The organism is Citreicoccus inhibens (genome assembly GCF_019039035.1).
Lineage (GTDB): Bacteria > Myxococcota > Myxococcia > Myxococcales > Myxococcaceae > Citreicoccus > Citreicoccus inhibens.
The window spans coordinates 25,975-44,965 of sequence record NZ_JAHNZT010000037.1; the positions used below are offsets into that span (position 1 = coordinate 25,975).

Consider the following 18,991-nt stretch of genomic DNA (forward strand, 5'->3'; position numbering starts at 1 on the left):
GCGAGCGCGGCCATGATGGACGAAGCCCGCTTCAATCAGCTCGCCTCCGCCGTCTTCAAGCGCATCATCGCGGCGGCGGACGCCATGGATCCAGACGTGCTCGAGGCCGAGAGCACCGGGGACATGGTGACGCTGACCTCGCGCGCGCGTGAGAAGTGCATCATCAACACGCAGCGCGCGGTGCGGCAGCTCTGGGTGGCCGGAATGGGCCAGGGCATCCACTTCAACTACGACGAAGCCACCCGCACCTGGAAGGACGACAAGGGGCGCGGGATGGAGCTGCTCACCTTCGTCGCGGACGCGGTGAAGTCCCTCACGGGGCAGGACTTCCCCTACCCCGCCTGAGCCGCACCCGTCGCGCCGGCGGGCGCTTCCACGCGATCGCCCCCCGCGGCCTGAGCGCGCCGAAGCGCCTCACCTGCCTCCTTCAACATGCCGCCGAAGCTGACGCCCTGTCCCTGCGCGGGCGCGGCCTTGGTCATGGAGGGCTCGGACACCGCCACCCCCACGGACGCGCTGACGCCTGGCAGGGAGCGCAGCGACTTCACCTGCGCGCGCAGGCGCTCGGCGACCACCAGCGCGCCGGTGCGCGGCGTGTGCGGCAGGAAGATGCCGAAGCGGCCATCCGCGAAGGGCACCGCCACGTCGATGTCCCGCACTCCGGCGATGAGCAAGCCCAGCACCTCGCCCAGCACCGCGGTGCGCTGCGCCAGCGGCAGGGCGGCCACGCGCGTGGAGAAGGCGTCCAGTTCCACCACCAGCAGCGCGATGGGATAGCGGTAGCGGCGGCTGCGCTTCACCTCCAGCAGCAGCAAGCGCTTGAGGAACTCGAAGTCTGCGGACGCGGATGCAGCAGCCGCGGGCGGCAGCGGCGCGGCCGGCGCGGGGGCTGGCGTCCGGCGTGCCTCGACGAGCTTCGACAGCAGCCGCACACAGCCGAGGAGGTTGCCACGCTTGAGTGGCCCCACCAGGCACGCGTCTGCGCCCACGGAGGCGGCCCGCTCATCCGCGTGCTCCTCATCAGGCGGATACAGCAGGAGCACGGGCACGTCCGAGCCCTGATCCCGCAGGCTGCGGCAGAGGGCCTCGCCGTCCCATGCCCCCGTGGCCGAGGCCACGACGAGGGACGGGGGAGGCTGCGCCAGCGCGTGGCGCAGCGCCTCCTCGAGGCTGGCCGCGGTGGTGACTTCCTGCGTGGCGACGTCCAGGAAGCGCCGCAACGCCCCCGCCACGGGGGCGGAGGGTTCGGCCAGAAGAACGGAGGCGATCAAACCGACATGATCTCCTTCTCCTTCGCGGCGAGAATCTGATCGACCTGAGCGATGCCGGCGTCCGTCTGCTTCTGCACGCTCTCGGTGATGCGCTTGTGGTCGTCCTCGGTGATCTTCTTGTCCTTCAGCTGCGTCTTGAGGGACTCGTTCGCGTCGCGGCGGACGTTGCGGATGGCGACCTTGTGGTCCTCACCCTTCGTCTTCACCTGCTTGACGATGTCCTTGCGGCGCTCCTCGGTGAGCGGCGGGAAGGGCAGGCGGATCATCTCCCCATCGTTCATGGGGTTGATGCCCAGGTTCGCCTCGCGCAGCGCCTTCTCGATCTCCTTGAGGAGGTTCTTCTCCCAAGGCTTGATGACGATGAGGCGGGGCTCCGGCGCGTTGACGCTGGCCACGCCGGACAGCGGCGTGGGGGTGCCGTAGTAGTCCACCCGAACGCCATCCAGGATGGCGGTGCTGGCCCGGCCCGTGCGCACCTTGGACAGCTCGCGGCGGAGGTCCTCCAGCGACTTGTCGATGCGGCCCTTCAGTTCGGCGACGACGTCTCCGTTCATTGCATTCTCCTCAGCACCGATTTGGGTTCAGGCCCAGGCCGTCTCGGCCGCGCCCACCACCGTACCAATCTCCCCGTTGCCCAGCACCGCACGCTGGATGTTCCCCCGCGTGGTGAGGTCAAACACGATGATGGGCAGCTTGTTGTCCATGCACAGCGAGATGGCGGTGGAGTCCATCACGTTCAGGTTCTGGCGGAGCACATCCATGTACGTCAGCGTCTTGTAGCGGCGCGCCGTGGGCTCCTTCTTCGGATCCGCGCTGTAGACGCCATCCACCTTGGTCGCCTTGAGGATGATCTGCGCGTTGATCTCCATCGCGCGCAGCGACGCGGCCGTGTCCGTGGTGAAGTAGGGGTTGCCCGTGCCCGCAGCGAAGATGACCACGCGGCCCTTCTCCAGGTGCCGCACCGCGCGCCGGCGGATGTAGGGCTCGGAGATCTGCTCCATCTTGATGGCGGACTGGACTCGCGTGTGCAGCCCCTGCTTCTCCAGGGCGTCCTGCATGGCCATGGAGTTGATGCAGGTGGCGAGCATGCCCATGTAGTCGGCGCTCGCGCGGTCCATGCCCTCCGTGGCGCCCGCCACGCCTCGGAAGATGTTGCCGCCGCCAATGACGACGGCCAGCTCCACCCCCGCCTTCGACAGTTCCGCGATCTCCTCCGCGATGCGAAGCAGCGTGGGCGGATGGATGCCGTACTTCCCCTCACCCATCAGGGCTTCACCCGAGAGCTTGAGGAGGACGCGCTTGTAGGGAAGGGTCGTGTCTGGCATGCGCGACCGCTTGTATCGCCCGGCCCGCGCCCGATCAACGATGGAGTCTCCCTCGGCTCCCACATCGTTGGCTGGCATGCGCCTGGGGTCCAGGCGCCCCTGGAACGGCGAAGGCCGCGGGCCCCCGCTCCCCGGAAGGGAGCCGGCGCACGCGGCCCTCGGCACGGCGACGGATGAGACGGGCGCTTAGGCCTGGCCCAGCGTCTTGGCGACCTCGGCGGCCAGGTCGTCCTTCTTCTTCTCGATGCCCTCACCCACCTCGTAGCGGGTGAAGCGGCGCACGGAGACCTTCTCGCCAATCTTCGCCGCGCGCTCGGTGATCATGTCACCGACCTTCTTCTTGTCGTCCTTCACCCAGAGCTGATCCACCAGGCAGACGAGCTCGTAGTACTTCTCCATCTTGCCCACGAGGATCTTCTCCAGCATCGCCTCGGGCTTGCCCTGCTGCTTGAGCAGCTCGCGCTGGATCTCCTTCTCCTTCTCCATCGCGGCCGTGGGGACTTCCTCGCGGCGGACGTACTTGGGGTTGGCGGCGGCGATCTGCATCGCCACGTCCTTCACCAGGTCCTGGAAGTCATCGTTGCGGGCAACGAAGTCCGTCTCGCAGTTGACCTCCACGAGGACGCCGATGCGGCCACTGTGGATGTAGCTGCCGATGAGGCCCTCGGCCGCCACGCGGCCTTCCTTGCCGGCGGCGCGGGAGATGCCCTTCTTGCGAAGCCACTCCTCCGCCTTGGTGAAGTCGCCGCCCGTCTCGGCGAGCGCCTTCTTGCAGTCCATCATGCCCGCGCCGGTCCGCTCGCGGAGCTCCTTCACCATCTGGGCGCTGACCTCGGCCATGTTCTTCTCCAGCCTCCGCGGTGCCACGGCGCCATGCGCCATGCGCGGAGCAATCAGGTTCAAGACGACTGATACGAAACGAAAATAGAAACGGCCGGGCAGCAGGCCCTCGCGGTTGCCGCCCGGCCGACTCCGGGAACTTCAGGTGGAGAGGGGGACGATTACTCGCCGCCCTGACCGCCCTCACCCTCGGAAGGCGCGGGCTCGGCCGCAACCGGCGCGCCCTTCATCTCCACGAGCGGACCCCGGCGGTCACCGCCACGGTCACCACCGCGGCGATCGCGGTCACCACCCCGGCGCGGACCCCGGCGGTCGTCGCGGTCGCGGCGGTCCTCACGGCCCTCGCGCTCCTCCTGCTCGTCGCGCTCGGCGGCGCCAGAGGCGCGGTAGCGGGCACCACCCTCGAGGCAGGCGTCAGCAATCTTCGAGGTGAACAGCTTGATGGAGCGGATGGCGTCGTCGTTGCCAGGGATGACGAAGTCGATGCCGTCCGGATCGCAGTTCGTGTCCACCAGGCCGATGACCGGGATCCCCAGGCGGGTGGCCTCGTGGATGGCGATGTGCTCCTTCTTCGGGTCGATGACGAAGACGCAGCGGGGCAGCTTGGACATCTCCTTCACGCCGCCCAGGTTCTTCTCGAGCTTCTCGCGCTCACGGTCCAGCGCGGCGACCTCCTTCTTGGGGAGGCGCTCGAAGGTCCCGTCCTCGGCCATCTTCTCCAGGGTCTTCAGCCGGTCGATGCCCTGCTTGATGGTCTTGAAGTTGGTCAGCGTGCCACCCAGCCAGCGGCTGGTGACGAAGAACTGACCGGCGCGCAGGGCCTCCTCGCGGATGACGTCCTGCGCCTGCTTCTTCGTGCCGACGAACAGCACCGAGCCGCCGCGCGCCGTGATGTCCGCCACGAAGCGGAAGGCCGCCCGGGCCATCGTCACGGTCTTCTGCAGGTCGATGATGTAGATGCCGTTGCGGGCACCGAAGATGTACGGCTTCATCTTCGGGTTCCAGCGCTTGGTCTGGTGGCCGAAGTGAACGCCGGCCTCCAGGAGCTGCCGCATCGTGATGCCGCTCGCGGCGGCCATGGCCTGCGCCTGGGTCTGCGTGTCTTGCGTCGTTTCCATGTGTCTACGCTCCGGTTGTTCCGCCACGCCCGAGTGACTCCGGCCGTCGCTCCGAGAAGGAGGCGCCACCCCGAGAGGTGGTGCCTCACCCGCGAGAGCACCGGTGGCCGGTACGCGCGTGTGTGAAGTAGGTACCGCTTGTTGGTCCTGGGGCTTGCGCCCCACCCCGATCCTCCAGGGCGCGGGGTCCTTAACAGAACCCTCACACGGGGCGCAAGCTTCGCAAGCCCCCACGTCCGGGCGCGAACGCCCCACCCTGCCTGTTCCCCCAGCGGCCAGCCGCCTCCGCCGCCTGGAAGACAACCGGCGCGGCCTCCACTCCCCGTGAGGAGGGCGACCGCGCCGCAAACCGCTTCACCGCGAGTCCGCTAGACGCTGGCCTCGGCGGCGCCGTGGCACTTCTTGTACTTCCGGCCGCTGCCGCAGGGGCAGGGGTCGTTGCGGCCCACGCGCGGCCCGTCGGCCTTGGCGGCGGCCGGGCGAGCAGCGGCGGCGACGCTCGCCTCGTCCAGACGGCCCTCGGCGTCTCCACGGCCCTCGACGGCCTTCTTCTGCTGCTGGGCCAGCTGCTTCTGGATGCGGGCAGCCTCCTCGGCCGCGCTCGACGCCGAGCGGGCCTGCACCCGCATCATCTGGCTGACGAACTGGGTCTTGATGGCCCCCAGCATCTGGATGAAGCCCTCGTAGCCTTCCTTCTTGTACTCCTGCTTCGGGTCCTTCTGGCCGTAGCCGCGCAGACCGATGCCCTGGCGCAGGTGGTCCATGGCCAGCAGGTGGTCCTTCCACAGCTGATCGATGGTGGCCAGGTAGCGGTACTGCAGGAAGCGCATGAAGTCCTCGCCGAACTCCTTCTCGCGCTCGACGAAGATCTTCTCGGCCGCCTGGTAGATCTGCTCCTGGAGTTCCTCGCGGTTGCCCGTGCCGCCGAAGTCCATCTCCAGGTTGAAGGACTCCTTCACGGCGTTCTGGAGCGACTCGACGTCCCAGCTGTCCGAGCTGCGCGTGGGCGCGTAGGTGTCCGTCAGCGAGACGATGACATCCTCGACCGCGTCGAGCACCAGTTCGCGGAAGTCCGCCCAGCTCACCGTGCGCTCGGAGCGCGACTTGACCCGCGTCTTGGGGTCCTCCTCGTACTCGACCAGCGGCATGCCCGCGCCCGCCGCGAGCACCTGGCGCCGCAGCTTGTAGATGGTGCGGCGCTGCTGGTTCATCACGTCGTCGTACTCGAGCAGGTTCTTGCGGATGTCGAAGTTGTGGCCCTCGACCCGCTTCTGCGCGCTCTCGATGGCCCGCGACAGCCAGATGTGCTCGATGACCTCGCCCTCTTCCATGCCCAGGCGCTCCATGAGGCCCTGGATGCGCTCGGACCCGAAGATGCGCATCAGGTCGTCCTCGAGCGACAGGAAGAAGCGGCTGGCGCCCGGGTCACCCTGGCGACCCGCGCGGCCGCGCAGCTGGTTGTCGATGCGGCGCGACTCGTGGCGCTCGGTGCCGATGATGAACAAGCCACCGGCCGACATCACCTCCGCGCGCTCCTGCTTGGTCTGCTCCTCGAACTTCTGCTTCGTCTCGGCGAAGGTCTTCTCCCAGTCCGCCAGCGCCTGCTGGTAGGCGGTGAGGTCCAGCGCCTGGCCCTCCACGGGCTGCGGCATCTCGGGGGGCGCGCCCATGGCGGCCTTCGCCATGATCTCCGCGTTGCCGCCCAGGAGGATGTCCGTTCCACGGCCGGCCATGTTCGTGGAGATGGTCACCGCGCCCTTGCGGCCCGCCTGCGCCACGATGTCCGCCTCGCGCTGGTGCGCCTTGGCGTTGAGGACGTTGTGCGGCACGCCGCGCTTCTTGAGGAAGTTGGCCACCACCTCGCTCTTGGCGATGGACACCGTGCCCACCAGCACCGGCTGGCCGGCCTTGTGGAGCTCTTCAATCTGCTCGGCGACGGCCTCGAACTTCTCGCGCTCGGTCTTGTAGACCACGTCCTGCTGATCCTGCCGGACCAGGCCCCGGTTGGTCGGGATGACGCGCACGTCGAGGTTGTAGATCTTCGCGAACTCCTCGGCCTCCGTGTCCGCGGTGCCCGTCATGCCGGACAGCTTGGAGTACATGCGGAAGTAGTTCTGGAACGAGACCGTGGCGAGCGTCTGGTTCTCGTTCTCGATCTTCACGCCCTCCTTGGCCTCGATGGCCTGGTGCAGACCGTCCGACCAACGCCGGCCCGGCATGAGGCGACCGGTGAACTCGTCGACGATCATCACCTCGCCTTCCTTCACCACGTAGTCCTTGTCGCGCTTGTAGAGCGTGTGCGCGCGCAGGGCCTGCTCCACGTGGTGCAGCGTCTCGATCTCCCCGGGGTCGTACAGGTTGCCCACGTTGAGGCGCTTCTGGAGCTTCTCGATGCCGTCGTCGGTGAGCGCCACCGCGCGGTGCTTCTCGTCCAGGGTGTAGTCCTGGTCCGGGACGAGGCCGGGGATGACCTGATCCACCCGGTAGTACTTGTCCGTGCTGTCCTCGGTGGGGCCCGAGATGATGAGCGGCGTGCGGGCCTCGTCGATGAGGATGGAGTCCACCTCGTCGACGATGGCGTAGTTCAGCTCGCGCTGGACGTAGTCCTGCAAGCGGAACTTCATGTTGTCGCGCAGGTAGTCGAAGCCGAACTCGTTGTTCTGTCCGTAGGTGATGTCCGCGCGGTACGCCTCTTGGCGCTGCTTGTCGTTCAGCTCGTGCAGCACGCAGCCCGTCGTCATGCCCAAGAAGCGGTAGACGCGCCCCATCCACTCCGCGTCGCGGCGGGCGAGGTAGTCGTTGACCGTCACGACGTGCACGCCGCGGCCCGACAGCGCGTTGAGGTAGCTGGGCAGCGTGGCGGTGAGCGTCTTGCCTTCACCGGTGCGCATTTCCGCGATGCAGCCCTCGTGCAGGAACATGCCGCCGATGAGCTGAACGTCGTAGTGGCGCTGGCCGATGACGCGACGGGCCGCCTCGCGCGTGAGCGCGAACGCCTCGAACATCGTGTCGTCCAGGGAGCGGCCGTTCTGGATTTCCTGCTTCATCCGGGCCGTCTCACGAGGGAAGTCCTCGTCCGACAGGGCCTTCATCCGGCTCTCGAGCTCGTTGACCCGGATGACCTTCGCCCGGGCCTTCTTGAGCTCGCGCTCATTCTTGGTACCGATGAGCTTCTTCAGCGTCCATTCGATCATGCGTTCGACTCTCTCACCGGGGAATCCATGTTGGACGGCGGCGAGTGAAGGGAAGTCCCAGGAGATGTAAGGGAGAACCGGATGTAAACCATCAGAACCACGGGCGTCCCCCAAAAACTTCCACTCGGCTGGCCGCCCAGTACGCGGCGGCACAGAGTAAAGCGGAACCGAGCGCACGCAATGTCCCCTCACAGAAATCAACGCCGCCGGTCGGATCGGCCATCTTCCCCCCGCCCTCCCCGGCCCCCCGCCAGTCGCCCCCCGGCCTCCCGAGCCCCCCCTCCCCCGCCCGCCGCCCCCTCCATCCCACCTCGAGCGAGGATGCCCGCCATGCCCCCACACCTCCTGGCGCCCCGCCCAGGCCGGTGGCTGTGGACGTGCCGGGCCGGCTTCGAGGCGCACCTCTACGAGGAGCTGGCCTGGGCGGGAGCCCAGCCCCGGCTGCTGGGCGAGGCCCTGGTGGAGAGCGACGGCGTCCCAGGATTGAAGCCCGCGTTCGCGCGCGCGGGGCATCGGGTGGTGACCCCGCTGTTGGAGGGGACCCCCGAGTCCGTGGCGCAAGCGGCGGCGCGAGCCGTGGCGGCGCTGTCCACCCGAGGGCCCTGGGCGGTGCAGGCCTTCACGCCGGACACCCCTCGGGCCAACACCCAGACGGCGCGGGCGGAGGCGTTGGAGGCGGCCGTCCGGGCGCAACTCCCGGCGGAGCGCTTGCTGGACGACGAGCAGCGCGCACGGGAGGCAGGCGCCCTGCTGGTGGGACTGTGCGTGGCGCCCGAGGGCGTCGTGGTGGGAGCGGTGGCCGCCAGTGAGGCGTTGTCACTGGCGCCCGGCGGGCGCCGGCGGATGAAGCGGGCGGGTGAGTCTCCGTCCCGCGCTGCCATGAAGCTGGAGGAGGCCCTGGATGGGCTGGCCTTCGAGCCCGGCCGAGGCGACGTCTGCGTGGACCTGGGCGCCGCGCCTGGAGGGTGGACGCAGCGGCTGGTCTCCCGAGGGGCGCGCGTGGTGGCGGTGGACCCGGCGAAGCTCATGCCGGAGCTGGCCGCCCACCCGCGCGTGCGGCACATGCAGGAGAGCGCCTTCGCCTACGCCCCGGAGGAGCCGGTGGACTGGCTCTTCTGCGACATGGCGTGGCGCCCCCTGGAGGTAGCCCAGCTCCTGGCCAAGTGGGGGCGCCGAGGGTGGGCGCACCACCTGGTGGCCAACATCAAGCTGCCCATGAAGGACAAGAACCCCTGGCTGATGCGCGTGCGCCACACGCTCGCGGGAGAGGGCGGCTGGGAGGGAATCTCGGTCCGGCAGCTCTACCACGACCGCGACGAGGTGACGGTCACCGCGCACCGCATGCGCTGAGCCCCTGTGCTTCGACTCCCGCCGCGATAGAGAGGCCCCACGATGCCCTACCCGCTCGACGACGCCAGCGCCACGGCGCTCATCTCCCTCTTCCCCCGCTCCGTGCGGCCCGGCCGTCCCCAGGAGTCAGTGCAGGCCGCGGCCTCGGAGCTCATCACCGCCGAGCAACATCGGCGGGGCCAGCCGGATCCGCGCACGGGCGCCTTCCATGTGCTCGCGCTCACCCAGGGCGCGCTCCTCAAGGAGGAGTTCGACCTGTCCACCCACGCCCACCATGACGGGTGGCGCGTGGGCGCGGTCATCGCCGATGTCCGGGAGCTGATCCGCTTCAACGCGAAGTTCGGCTTCCCCGCTGGGGACGCGCTGCTCGCGGCCACCGCGCGCTCGCTCGCGGCGCAATACCCGGGGGCCAAGGTGGTCCGCGTCCAGCCCGATGCCTTCGCGGCCCTGCTCGTCCCCACCTCGCAGCTCGCGGTGGACGCCTCCATGGGAGTAGGCACGCGCGAGCGCCTCGTCCAGGACGCGCGCAAAGCCCTGCCCGAAGGGGCCGCCGCCGAGGACACGCCGGACTACACCGTGGCGCTCCTGGAGCTGACCGTGGATCAGCCCTCGCACTGGCAGGTGCTGGGGCCGCTGCTGTGGGGTGAGCTGGAGCGGGCCTACGTCATGGAGCGCTCGGGGCGAGCCCAGGGGCTCCAGTACCGGCGCATCCGCTTGGACGCCTTCATCCCGCCCGCGTAATGCCCGAGGGACAGGAGACCCGGCGCGCGACTCGCGCGCGCCTGGGATCTCCAGGGTGCGCTACTCCTCCAGGATGAACTTGCGCGGGTTCTGCGGGATGCCGTTCACGCGGACTTCGTAGTGCAGGTGAGGACCGGTGGAGCGCCCCGTGTTGCCCACCGCCGCGATCAGCGCGCCGCGCTTCACGCGATCCCCGGCCTTCACCATCAGCTTGGACAAGTGGCCATAGCGCGTCTTGATGCCGTAGCCGTGGTCGATGACGATGACGTTGCCGTAGCCGCCCTCGAGCCCCGCAAACACCACCGTGCCATCCGACGGCGCGTGAACTTCCTTGCCGTGCTCCGCCGCGATGTCGAGGCCGGCGTGCATCACGCGATCCGCCGTGTACGGATCCAACCGCTGACCGAAGTCACTGGTCACCCAACCGCGCGCGGGCCACACGGACGGAGTGGAGGCCAACATCGACTTCTGGTCCTGGAAGTAGGCCTGCAATTCCTGGAGGCTCTGCTCCTGCCGCGTGGCCTCCGCGCTCAACCGGTCCAGCCGCCCCATCATCGCCTTGGGCGTTTCCGTGGTGGTGAGCTGCGTGAACTGCGTGTCCGTGGCCTGCGCCGTGCCCGCCTCGGGCTCGGTGGGCCCCATGGCCAGGTTGCGCTGGGGATCCGACAAGAGCGTGACAGCGCGGAGCTTCTGGTCGAATCGCTCCACCCTGTCCAACGTGGAGCCGATGTGCTCGATGCGCTCCCGCACGGACTTCAACTGGGAGCGGAGCGTGAGGTTCTCGTCGCGGAGGATGCGGTTCTCGGAAGCGTCCGCCGCCACCTGGAAGTAGTGGATGCTCCCCGCGACTCCCAGCCCCACCACCAACATCACGCCCATGGCCACCTGCGTGAGCCAGGAGCGCTGGATGGTGTAGCGCTTCACCGGAGCGTCGTGATCCGGGATCACCATCAGGGTGAAGGACTTTTTCGCCACGGACAGCTCCCTGTGAGTCTCTACTCCGCGTGGGACATCAGCCGCGAGAAGCTAAGTCGCTCCCCTCGCGCGCAACACCTCCCCCCACCGCACCACCCTGAGCGCTTCGTCGCCCCATCGGCATTTTGCCGATGGTGGAAACGTTTGGGCAGCTACCATCCGTGTTCCGAGAGTGTCAAGGTCAACAGACCCGGGGGAGGCCCCCCGTGGACATGTGACTGACGGAGTTTCAGGCCGCGACGCGCACGACGATGACGGTGATGTTGTCGTCTCCGCCGCGCTCATTGGCCAACTCGATGAGGCGCTTGGGGGCGTCATCCAACGAGGCGGACTGCGCGACGACCTCGTGGATCTCCCTGTCCTCCAACATGTTCGCCAACCCGTCGGAGCACAGCAGGAAGACGTCGCCGGGCTCGGACACCAGGCCCATGACGTCCACCTGCACCTCCTCCTCGAAGCCGACGGAGCGGGTGATGATGTTCTTGTACCGGGAGTGCTTCGCCTCCTCGGGGGTAATCATCCCGGCCTTGATCTGCTCGTTGACCAGGGAGTGGTCCTCGCTGATCTGCTGGATGAGGTCGCCCCGGACGAGGTAGGCGCGACTGTCGCCCACGTGCGCGAAGAAGGCGTGACCGTCCCGAACCACCAGGGAGATGACGGTGGTGCCCATGCCGGACAGCCGCGCGTCCTCCTGCGCCGTCGTGAAGATGGCCAGACACGCCTTCTCCACCGCGGTGCGCAGTGACTCGGGGATGGGCGAGTCCTGAAGGTTGGGGACAGTGATGAACGGGTTGTCCTTGCTCTCTCTCGCGCGCCGCAGCTCTTTGTCGATGGTCTCGACGGCGATGCGCGACGCGGTACCACCCCCCGCGTGCCCACCCATGCCGTCCGCCACGACGTAGAGCTGGAGCTCATCGTCAATGAGGAAGCTGTCCTCGTTGTGCGTGCGCTTACGCCCGACGTCCGTCAGGCCTGCGGAGATCACTTTATGATGGGGGGCCGCGGTCTGCCCTGCGGTGCTGGACACACCCAGGATGCTATGTGAGCCATCCTAATGGGGCAAGGACGCGAAACAGCTTGCGGGCCCCCAGACGACTTTTTCTGGAAGTCCGTTCATACCCCCCTCCCAGGTCAGGCCGTCCGACGCAGCCGTCCCCGAGGTCCTCCCTCGGGTCCTGACTCGCGGCGCGCGCGGGGGGGCAATCCGCGATGCGCCGAGCGGACCAGCGCCTCGGCCGCTCCCAGCGCCTCGCGCGTCACCTCCATGCCCGACATCATCCGCGCCAGCTCCCGCGTGCGCTCGGCGCCCGCCGACAGCGGGACGACCTCGGAGACGGTGCGCTCGCCCTTGAGTCCCTTGCGGATGAGCAGGTGCGCGTCCGCGTAGGCCGCCACCTGCGGCAGGTGGGTGATGCAGAGCACCTGCCGGTGCGAGCCCACCTCTCGAATCATCCGGCCCACCACGTCCGCGATGGCCCCGCTCACGCCCGCGTCCGCCTCGTCCAGGACGTAGCAGCCGCACCCGTCGCTGTCCGCCAGCGCCCGCTTGAGGGCCAGCAGCAGACGGCTCGCCTCACCGCCCGACGCCACCCGCGCCAGGGGCCGCGGCGGCTCCCCGGGGTTGGCGCTGAAGAAGAACTCCACGTCGTCCATGCCGTCCGGACGCAGCGCGGTCCCCGGCGTCACCCGCACCTCGAAGGCGGCCTTGCCCATGGCCAGTCCGCCCAGCCCCTCGCGCACCTGAGCGGAGAAGCGCACCGCGCACGCCGCGCGGGCCTTGGAGAGCAACACCGCGGCCTTGCGCGCCCGGTCCTCCACCCGCCGCCGCTCCTCGGACAACTCCTCCAGGACCTCCGAGCGGTTCTCCAGCGTGCCCAGCTCCCCTTCCAACTCGCTCCGCTTCTTCAGCACGCCGTCCAGGGCCACGCCGTGCTTGCGGCACAACCGCTTGAGCGCATCCAGCCGCTCCTCCACGTCCGCCAGCCGCGAGGGATCCGACTCCAGGCCTCCGCTGTAGCGGTTGAGGCGGCGCTGCGCTTCCTCCAACTCGGACAGCGCGGTGCTCAATGACTGGGCCACCGGGGAGAGCGCGGCGTCGCATTTCACGGCCTCATGCACCAGCCCCAGGGCGCGCCCCACCGTCTCCACGGCCGAGTGCTCCTCGCCGGAGACCAGCAGCTCCGCCTCGGCCGACAGGCGCTTGAGCTTCTCCGCGCCTCCGAGCCGACGCCGCTCGACGTCCAGGGCCGCGTCCTCCCCGGCCTCTGGATCCAACCGGGTGATTTCATCGAGTTGGAAGCGCAGGAACTCCACGCGCTCGCGCACCTTCGCCTCGTCCCCGCCCAGCGCCTCCATGCGCGCATCCACCTCGCGCAGGTTCGCGTGCTCCAGCAAGTACGCCGCGAGCGGCTCCTCCAATTTGCCGTAGCGATCCAACAGGACGCGGTGCAGCCCCGCGTCGAACAGGCTGACGTGCTCGTGCTGCCCGGCGATGTCCACCATCCCCCGGGTGAGCTTCGCCAACATGCCCACTGTCACCAGGCCGCCGTTGACGTAGCACTTGCCTCGGCCCGAGCGCCCGAGGACGCGGCGCACCAGCACCTCTTCCCCGAGGTCCGACATGCCCAGTTCCTCCAGGCGCGCGGCCAACGCGGGCGTGCGGGCAAAGACGCCCTCCACCGCCGCGTCCTCACACCCGGCGCGGATGACATCCGCATCCGCGCGGCCCCCGAGCAGCAGGCCCAGTGCATCCACGAGGATGGACTTGCCCGCCCCTGTCTCACCCGTGAGGACAGTGAGGCCGGCTCCGAACGCCACCTCCACCTCCTCGATCACCGCCACGTTCGAAATGCGAAGCCCCAGCAGCACGAGCGCCCTCCGTGGTCCAAAACGACGGCCCTGGCACTGAACACCCTAACAGGTCCCTCTGACACTGCACAGGCGTTCGGGTCTGGGGCTGGACGGGAGGGCGAATGGGAGGCCGGGCTCCGTCGAGAGCCCGACCTTCCTATCGCCTGCTTGCCTACACTTCGGTGAACAGCTCCTGGATGTCCTGCTCGGTGAGGCTGCGGCCCGCCTCGTCGCCGTCCCCGCCGAGGACTCCCGCGGCCAGGTCGCGCTTGCGGCGCTGGAGGCTGAGGATCTTCTCCTCCACGGTCCCCCGGGTAATCAGCTTGTAGCTGATGACCGCGCGGGTCTGACCGATGCGGTGGGTACGGTCCGTGGCCTGGTCCTCGACGGCGGGGTTCCACCACGGGTCGAAGTGGATGACGTAGTCGGCGGCCGTGAGGTTGAGGCCGGTGCCACCCGCCTTGAGGCTGATGAAGAACAAGGGCGGCCCGTCCGGCCGGTTGTACTCGTCCACCTTGCCCATGCGGTCCTTGGTGCGACCGTCCAGGTAGAGGTAGCGCAGGCCGCGCTTGTCCGCCTCGCCCTTCAACAGCTCCAGCATCTCCGTGAACTGGCTGAAGACGAGCGCGCGGTGGCCCTCGGCCACCAGGTCTTCCACCAGTTGGAGGAAGCGCTCCAGCTTCGCGCTCGACGGCATCAGCGTGCCGGGGGGCAGCTTCAGCAGGCGCGGATCACAGCACACCTGCCGCAGCCGCATCAGCGCGGCGAGGATGGACACGCGGCTGCGCTTGAAGCCCACCTTCTCGATGGACTCGTTCACCTTGCGGCGGCTCTCGTCCAGCACCTCGCGGTAGAGCGCGGCCTGGCCGGGCTCCATCTCGCACCACGCGACGCTCTCCGTCTTGGGCGGCAGGTCCTTGGCCACCTCCGTCTTCAGACGGCGCAGGATGAAGGGCTGGATGCGGCGGCGCAGCCGGTCCTTCACGCCCGGATCGTTGGCCACCTGGATGGGCTGCTCGTACCGGTCGCTGAAGCCTTCCGCGCTGCCGAGGAAGCCCGGCATGAGGAAGTCGAAGATGCTCCACAGCTCCGACAGCCGGTTCTCCAGCGGCGTACCCGTGAGGGCCAGACGCGTCTCGCTGGGCAGCGCCTTGCAGGCCTGCGCGGTGGCGCTGTCCGCGTTCTTGATGTTCTGAGCCTCGTCGAGGACGACGTAGCGGAAGCCCACCTGGGAGAGCTGCTCCAGGTCGCGGCGCACCAGGGCGTAGGAGGTGAGGACCAAGTCCATGCCCTTGAGGTCCTCGGCGCGCTCCTTGCGGTCCTGTCCGTGCCACACCATGCACTTGAGGCCGGGCGTGAAGCGCTCCGCCTCGCGCTCCCAGTTGGCGAGCACGCTGGTGGGCGCCACCACGAGCGAGGGCTTCTTGCCCTCCTCGTTGGACACCTTCTGCATCAGGCTGAGCGACTGGACCGTCTTCCCCAGACCCATGTCGTCCGCGAGGATGCCGGACAGGCCGTGGCGGCGCAGGAACCAGAGCCAGGACAGGCCGGACTCCTGATAGTGGCGCAGCGTGGCGTTGAGTCCCTCGGGCACCCCGACCTTGGGCACGCCCGCCGACTCGCGCAGCGCGAGCATGGCCTGACGGGCCTTGGCCTCCACCTCGGTGAACTCGCCCAGGTCGGCCAGCAGGTCCAACGCGACGGCCTGGTGCAGCGGCAGCCGCGTGCGGGTGCGGCCAGGCATCGCGCCGGCTTCCTCCAGGATGTCGGCCACGCGCTTGATCTCCGCGACGTCCGCCTCCGCGAAGGAGCCATCCTTCAGGGGCACGAAGCGCCGGCCCGAGTCGAGCCACATGCGCACCGCGCCCAGGTCCACCGCCTGGTCGTCGGTGACGAACTCGGCGTCCAGGTCGAACCACTGCACGCCGCTCATGCCCACGCGGATGCGAGGCTTGAGCTTGGGGCGCAGCCGCACCTTGGGCGCCTGCACGCCGAAGCGCTCCCAGTCCTCGGGGAGCCCGGCCAGACCTCGCGCCCAGAACTCCAGCGCGGTGTCCCCGGTCGCCTCGAACGCGTGACCCGGCACGTCGTAGCGCAGCCCCATGTCCAGCAAGAGCTTGCCGGCGGCGCGCTCCAGGTCCTCACGGCGACGGTAGAGCTTGCGGCTCTCGGCGCCCACGCCGCTGGCGTAGCCCAGGTGCGTGGCCGTGGGAGACACCGCCACCGTCGTCTGGCCATAGCGCGCGGCGAGCTGCACGCGGGCGCGCTCGGCGGCGCCTTCGAGCGTCAGCACGAAGCGCGGCTCCACCGCCTCGTCCACGTCGATGTCGTCCGCCTTCAGCGACATCCGGAAGCGCGGCAGGTGCGCGGCGAAGAACGTCAGCACCCGGTCCAACTGCGCGGCCGGGAACGCCATGGTGGGCTCCAGGAGCCACTTGCGCAGCAGGCGCGGCGGGAAGTCCGGCTCCACGGGGTGCAGGTTCTGGCCCTGGACCACCCACGTGCGACGGCCCGCGAGCAGGATGACGTCCTTCAGCGGAAGGCTCGTCGCGTCCGGGAAGAGCAGTTCGATGCGCGCGGTGGCGCCATCCGGACGGGACTCCAGATGGATCTGCGGACGCACCGGCGTGTCCATGAACAGGAGCGCCGTGCCTCGGTAGATGACCCGCCGTTCCTTCAGCAGATCCAGGACCTCGACCAGGTCCTCATCGGACAGGACGATGCGCGAGTCGTAGCGGTGCTCGTGCCGCGACAGCGCCATGAAGATGCGCTCGTCGGCGGGCGCGATGCGCGAGCCGGCTTGCAGCAGGCGCTTCACATGCACCGGGCCCTTGGCCTGGGCGTCCTGGCGGCGCACGTCCAGCACCCAGTGCCGACCATTGGACACTCCCGTCCCGGAGTTGGCGGGCGCCAACCGGTACAGGAATTCGTAGTCCGGCAGGGAGGACAACCCCAGCCAGCTCTCGACCTTCGCGAGCGCTGGCAGCGTCACCGGATCCGTCCCGGGAGGCAGGGCGGGGTCGTCCGCCTCGGCCTCCATCACCTCCTCGGGCTCGGCGGAAGGCTCCGGCTCGGGAGGCGGCGGGGGCGCGGGGGCGCGGGGAGCCGGTGGTGGGGGCGGACGGAATCGCGCGGCGTAGATCAACGCCACGGCGACGACGTGTTCGCAGTGAGGCCCGGAGGTGTTCCACACAGGGCAAGTGCAGGTGGACGTGGCTTTACCGTCCCCCACGTTCAAGATGACTTCGTAGCGCTCGCCGGTGGTGCCGGCGACTTGGGCGCGAATGCGATCGCCCTCGCGCTGCAGGCCGAAGACGCGGCGAGACTCCGCCACCTCACGACCTTTCTTGAAGGTGATGGGCAGGCACTCGGCCTTGAGGGCGCGAAGCCAGATCCCGTCCTGCGGGGAGAGAGCGTCTCGGATGTCGGCGGTGGTTTGCACGGCTGGCAAGGCCCCAGACTCCTTGGCCGGGGGAACCGCCTCGCTTACCACAGCGATGGCGGCCCCGCGCGCTGGAAAAAACGATGCGTCGGCCAGCAGATGCGGTCCGCCGACTCGAAGCTGTGAGACCATCAACGCACGCCATGTCCCGGTCCCGTCCCCGCTTCGTTCGCCACCGCGCGCTCCCGCCCCGGGCCCTCGTCCTGGCCCGCGGACCGGCGCTCGCCAGGCCACTCGGCCGAGGACGCACTCTGAGTGCGAATCCGCGGCGAATGACGAAGGCCTCCCGAGGCGGACGGGCGGACAGGCGCCCGCTTCATTTCGCGACCCTGGAGCTTCATCCATGAACGCCACCGCCGACCTGACGCTCGTCTCCGACTTGAAGGCCATCCTTCGCGACGTGCCGGACTTCCCCAAGCCCGGCATCACGTTCAAGGACATCACGCCCATGCTGGCGGACCCTCGCCTCTTCGGCCGGGTCATCCACGCGATGTGCGCGCCCTTCCGGGGCCAGCGCATCACCAAGGTGGTGGGCGTGGAGGCGCGCGGCTTCCTGCTGGGCGCGCCGATGGCGCTCGCGCTCGACGCGGGCTTCGTGCCCGCGCGCAAGCCCGGCAAGCTGCCCCACCGCTCCATCGTCGAGCGCTACTCGTTGGAGTACGGCGCGGACGGGGTGGAGATGCACGAGGACGCCATTCTCCAAGGCGAGCGCATCCTCGTGGTGGATGACGTGCTGGCCACCGGAGGCACCGCCGAGGCGACCGCGAGGCTCGTCTCGCGGCTGGGCGGAGAGCTGGTGGGCTTCAGCTTCCTCATCACGCTCGACTTTCTGGAGGGACCGCGCCGCCTGGGCATGGAGAAGGTGAAGACGCTGCTGTCCTTCTAGCCGTCCGCGCGCCGCGCCGTCCGCTCGCGCATGCCCGCCGGACGGCGCGTCCCCAGATGAATCGGGACGACCTTGCGCGAGGGGGAACGGTCATGCCCGAGGTGCTCTCCAGCGGTGGCGCACGCCTGCGCTTCGATGACGTGGGACGCGGCGAGCCCGCCCTGCTCTTCATCCCCGCGTGGTGCACCACGCGGGCAGTCTTTCAACCCCTCGTCCCGCTCGCCTCCGCGCACCGGCGCCTGCTCAGCGTGGACCTGCGCGGGCACGGCGACTCCGAGCAGGTGGTGCCCGACTTCGACAACGGCACCGTCATCGAGGACCTGCGCGTGCTCCTCGACGCCAGCGGAGCCCAGCAGGTGGTGCCCGTGGCGCTGTCGCATGCGGGCTGGTGGGCCCTGGAGCTGCGCAGACGTCTGGGTCCGGAGCGCATCCCCAAAATCGTGCTGCTCGACTGGCTCGTCACCACGCCTCCCGCGCGATTCCACGCCGCGTTGCGAGAGCTGATGACCGACCGGTGGACCGCCGCGCGCGAAGGGCTGTTCCGTCTGTGGACCGAGAACGTCGAACGCCCCGAGGTGCTCCGCTACGTGCGCGACGTCATGGGCGCGTTCGGCGAAGAGATGTGGGCCCGCGCCGCGCGGGAGATAGGCGCCGCCTACGCGCAAGAGACGTCCCCGCTGCGAATGCTGGCCACGCTGGGGCCGGACGTGGAGGCGCTGCACCTGTACGCGCAGCCCGATGACGCCGACTACCTCACGGCCCAGGTTGCCTTCGGCGCCGAGCACCCCGGCTTCCACGTCCTGAAGCTGCCCGCGCGCAGCCACTTCCCCACCCTCGAAGTGCCCGAGTTGGTCGACGCCGGCATCCAGGCGCTCATCACCGCCCGCCGGACGCCCTTGAGCATCGGCGTGCCGCCCCACTAAGCGCCCCGGCCCGAGCGCGCGTTGACGGCCCGGCGGGCCTCGTTTATAAGTTGGTCACACAACCAATAAACGAGCC

15 protein-coding genes are annotated in these 18,991 nt (G+C 69.1%); 5 read left to right on the top strand and 10 right to left on the bottom strand.

All coding sequences use genetic code 11. The features are described from left to right. Window positions 1-12 precede the first annotated feature (12 nt). The gene (gene cyaY / locus KRR26_RS30185) at window positions 13-345 is read left to right on the top strand and encodes an iron donor protein CyaY (RefSeq protein WP_217081500.1); all 333 of its coding nucleotides are present in this window, start codon (window positions 13-15) and stop codon (window positions 343-345) included. On the opposite strand, the gene KRR26_RS30190 is transcribed toward cyaY, so the two are convergent. From KRR26_RS30190 to secA, 6 genes are all read right to left on the bottom strand, one after another. Next, complete coding sequence (locus KRR26_RS30190) at window positions 333-1,271, bottom strand: diguanylate cyclase (protein ID WP_233577521.1); 939 nt, start codon at window positions 1,269-1,271, stop codon at window positions 333-335. The two genes, cyaY and KRR26_RS30190, sit on opposite strands and share 13 nt — an antisense overlap. Next, the gene (gene frr / locus KRR26_RS30195; protein ID WP_120210636.1) at window positions 1,268-1,825 is read right to left on the bottom strand and encodes a ribosome recycling factor; all 558 of its coding nucleotides are present in this window, start codon (window positions 1,823-1,825) and stop codon (window positions 1,268-1,270) included. The genes KRR26_RS30190 and frr overlap by 4 nt, the downstream gene beginning before the upstream one ends. A gap of 27 nt (window positions 1,826-1,852) precedes the next feature. Continuing rightward, the gene (gene pyrH / locus KRR26_RS30200; protein ID WP_120210674.1) at window positions 1,853-2,596 is read right to left on the bottom strand and encodes a UMP kinase; all 744 of its coding nucleotides are present in this window, start codon (window positions 2,594-2,596) and stop codon (window positions 1,853-1,855) included. Window positions 2,597-2,782: 186 nt separating this feature from the next. Beyond that, the gene (gene tsf, locus KRR26_RS30205; RefSeq protein WP_120210675.1) at window positions 2,783-3,436 is read right to left on the bottom strand and encodes a translation elongation factor Ts; all 654 of its coding nucleotides are present in this window, start codon (window positions 3,434-3,436) and stop codon (window positions 2,783-2,785) included. A gap of 161 nt (window positions 3,437-3,597) precedes the next feature. Next, window positions 3,598-4,554, bottom strand: a complete 957-nt coding sequence (rpsB, locus tag KRR26_RS30210) for a 30S ribosomal protein S2 (RefSeq protein WP_120210637.1) — start codon at window positions 4,552-4,554, stop codon at window positions 3,598-3,600. A 368-nt stretch (window positions 4,555-4,922) separates the two neighbouring features. Then, window positions 4,923-7,748, bottom strand: coding sequence for a preprotein translocase subunit SecA (gene secA / locus KRR26_RS30215; protein ID WP_120210638.1), 2,826 nt, complete (start codon window positions 7,746-7,748; stop codon window positions 4,923-4,925). Between the two features lie 330 nt (window positions 7,749-8,078). Between secA and rlmM the strand changes: the two genes are divergently transcribed. Both rlmM and KRR26_RS30225 read left to right on the top strand, forming a co-directional pair. After that, on the top strand, window positions 8,079-9,098 hold the full coding sequence (gene rlmM, locus KRR26_RS30220; protein WP_217081501.1) for a 23S rRNA (cytidine(2498)-2'-O)-methyltransferase RlmM: 1,020 nt from the start codon (window positions 8,079-8,081) through the stop codon (window positions 9,096-9,098). A gap of 42 nt (window positions 9,099-9,140) precedes the next feature. Next, on the top strand, window positions 9,141-9,839 hold the full coding sequence (locus KRR26_RS30225; RefSeq protein ID WP_217081502.1) for a diguanylate cyclase domain-containing protein: 699 nt from the start codon (window positions 9,141-9,143) through the stop codon (window positions 9,837-9,839). Between the two features lie 60 nt (window positions 9,840-9,899). On the opposite strand, the gene KRR26_RS30230 is transcribed toward KRR26_RS30225, so the two are convergent. The 4 genes from KRR26_RS30230 to KRR26_RS30245 all read right to left on the bottom strand — a co-directional run bounded on the left by KRR26_RS30230 (window position 9,900) and on the right by KRR26_RS30245 (window position 17,115). Then, on the bottom strand, window positions 9,900-10,814 hold the full coding sequence (locus KRR26_RS30230; protein WP_120210641.1) for a M23 family metallopeptidase: 915 nt from the start codon (window positions 10,812-10,814) through the stop codon (window positions 9,900-9,902). A gap of 229 nt (window positions 10,815-11,043) precedes the next feature. Then, window positions 11,044-11,841, bottom strand: coding sequence for a Stp1/IreP family PP2C-type Ser/Thr phosphatase (locus tag KRR26_RS30235; protein ID WP_120210642.1), 798 nt, complete (start codon window positions 11,839-11,841; stop codon window positions 11,044-11,046). Between the two features lie 104 nt (window positions 11,842-11,945). Further along, complete coding sequence (gene recN / locus KRR26_RS30240; protein WP_120210643.1) at window positions 11,946-13,682, bottom strand: DNA repair protein RecN; 1,737 nt, start codon at window positions 13,680-13,682, stop codon at window positions 11,946-11,948. Between the two features lie 154 nt (window positions 13,683-13,836). Next, complete coding sequence (locus tag KRR26_RS30245) at window positions 13,837-17,115, bottom strand: DEAD/DEAH box helicase (RefSeq protein WP_236069339.1); 3,279 nt, start codon at window positions 17,113-17,115, stop codon at window positions 13,837-13,839. 334 nt (window positions 17,116-17,449) lie between these two features. On the opposite strand from KRR26_RS30245, the gene KRR26_RS30250 reads away from it, so the two are divergent. Together KRR26_RS30250 and KRR26_RS30255 are read left to right on the top strand one after the other, a co-directional pair. After that, window positions 17,450-17,992, top strand: coding sequence for an adenine phosphoribosyltransferase (locus KRR26_RS30250; protein WP_120210645.1), 543 nt, complete (start codon window positions 17,450-17,452; stop codon window positions 17,990-17,992). 92 nt (window positions 17,993-18,084) lie between these two features. After that, window positions 18,085-18,915: an alpha/beta fold hydrolase gene (locus tag KRR26_RS30255; RefSeq protein WP_120210646.1), complete on the top strand. Its 831-nt coding sequence runs from the start codon at window positions 18,085-18,087 to the stop codon at window positions 18,913-18,915. The last annotated feature ends 76 nt before the right edge of the window (window positions 18,916-18,991 follow it).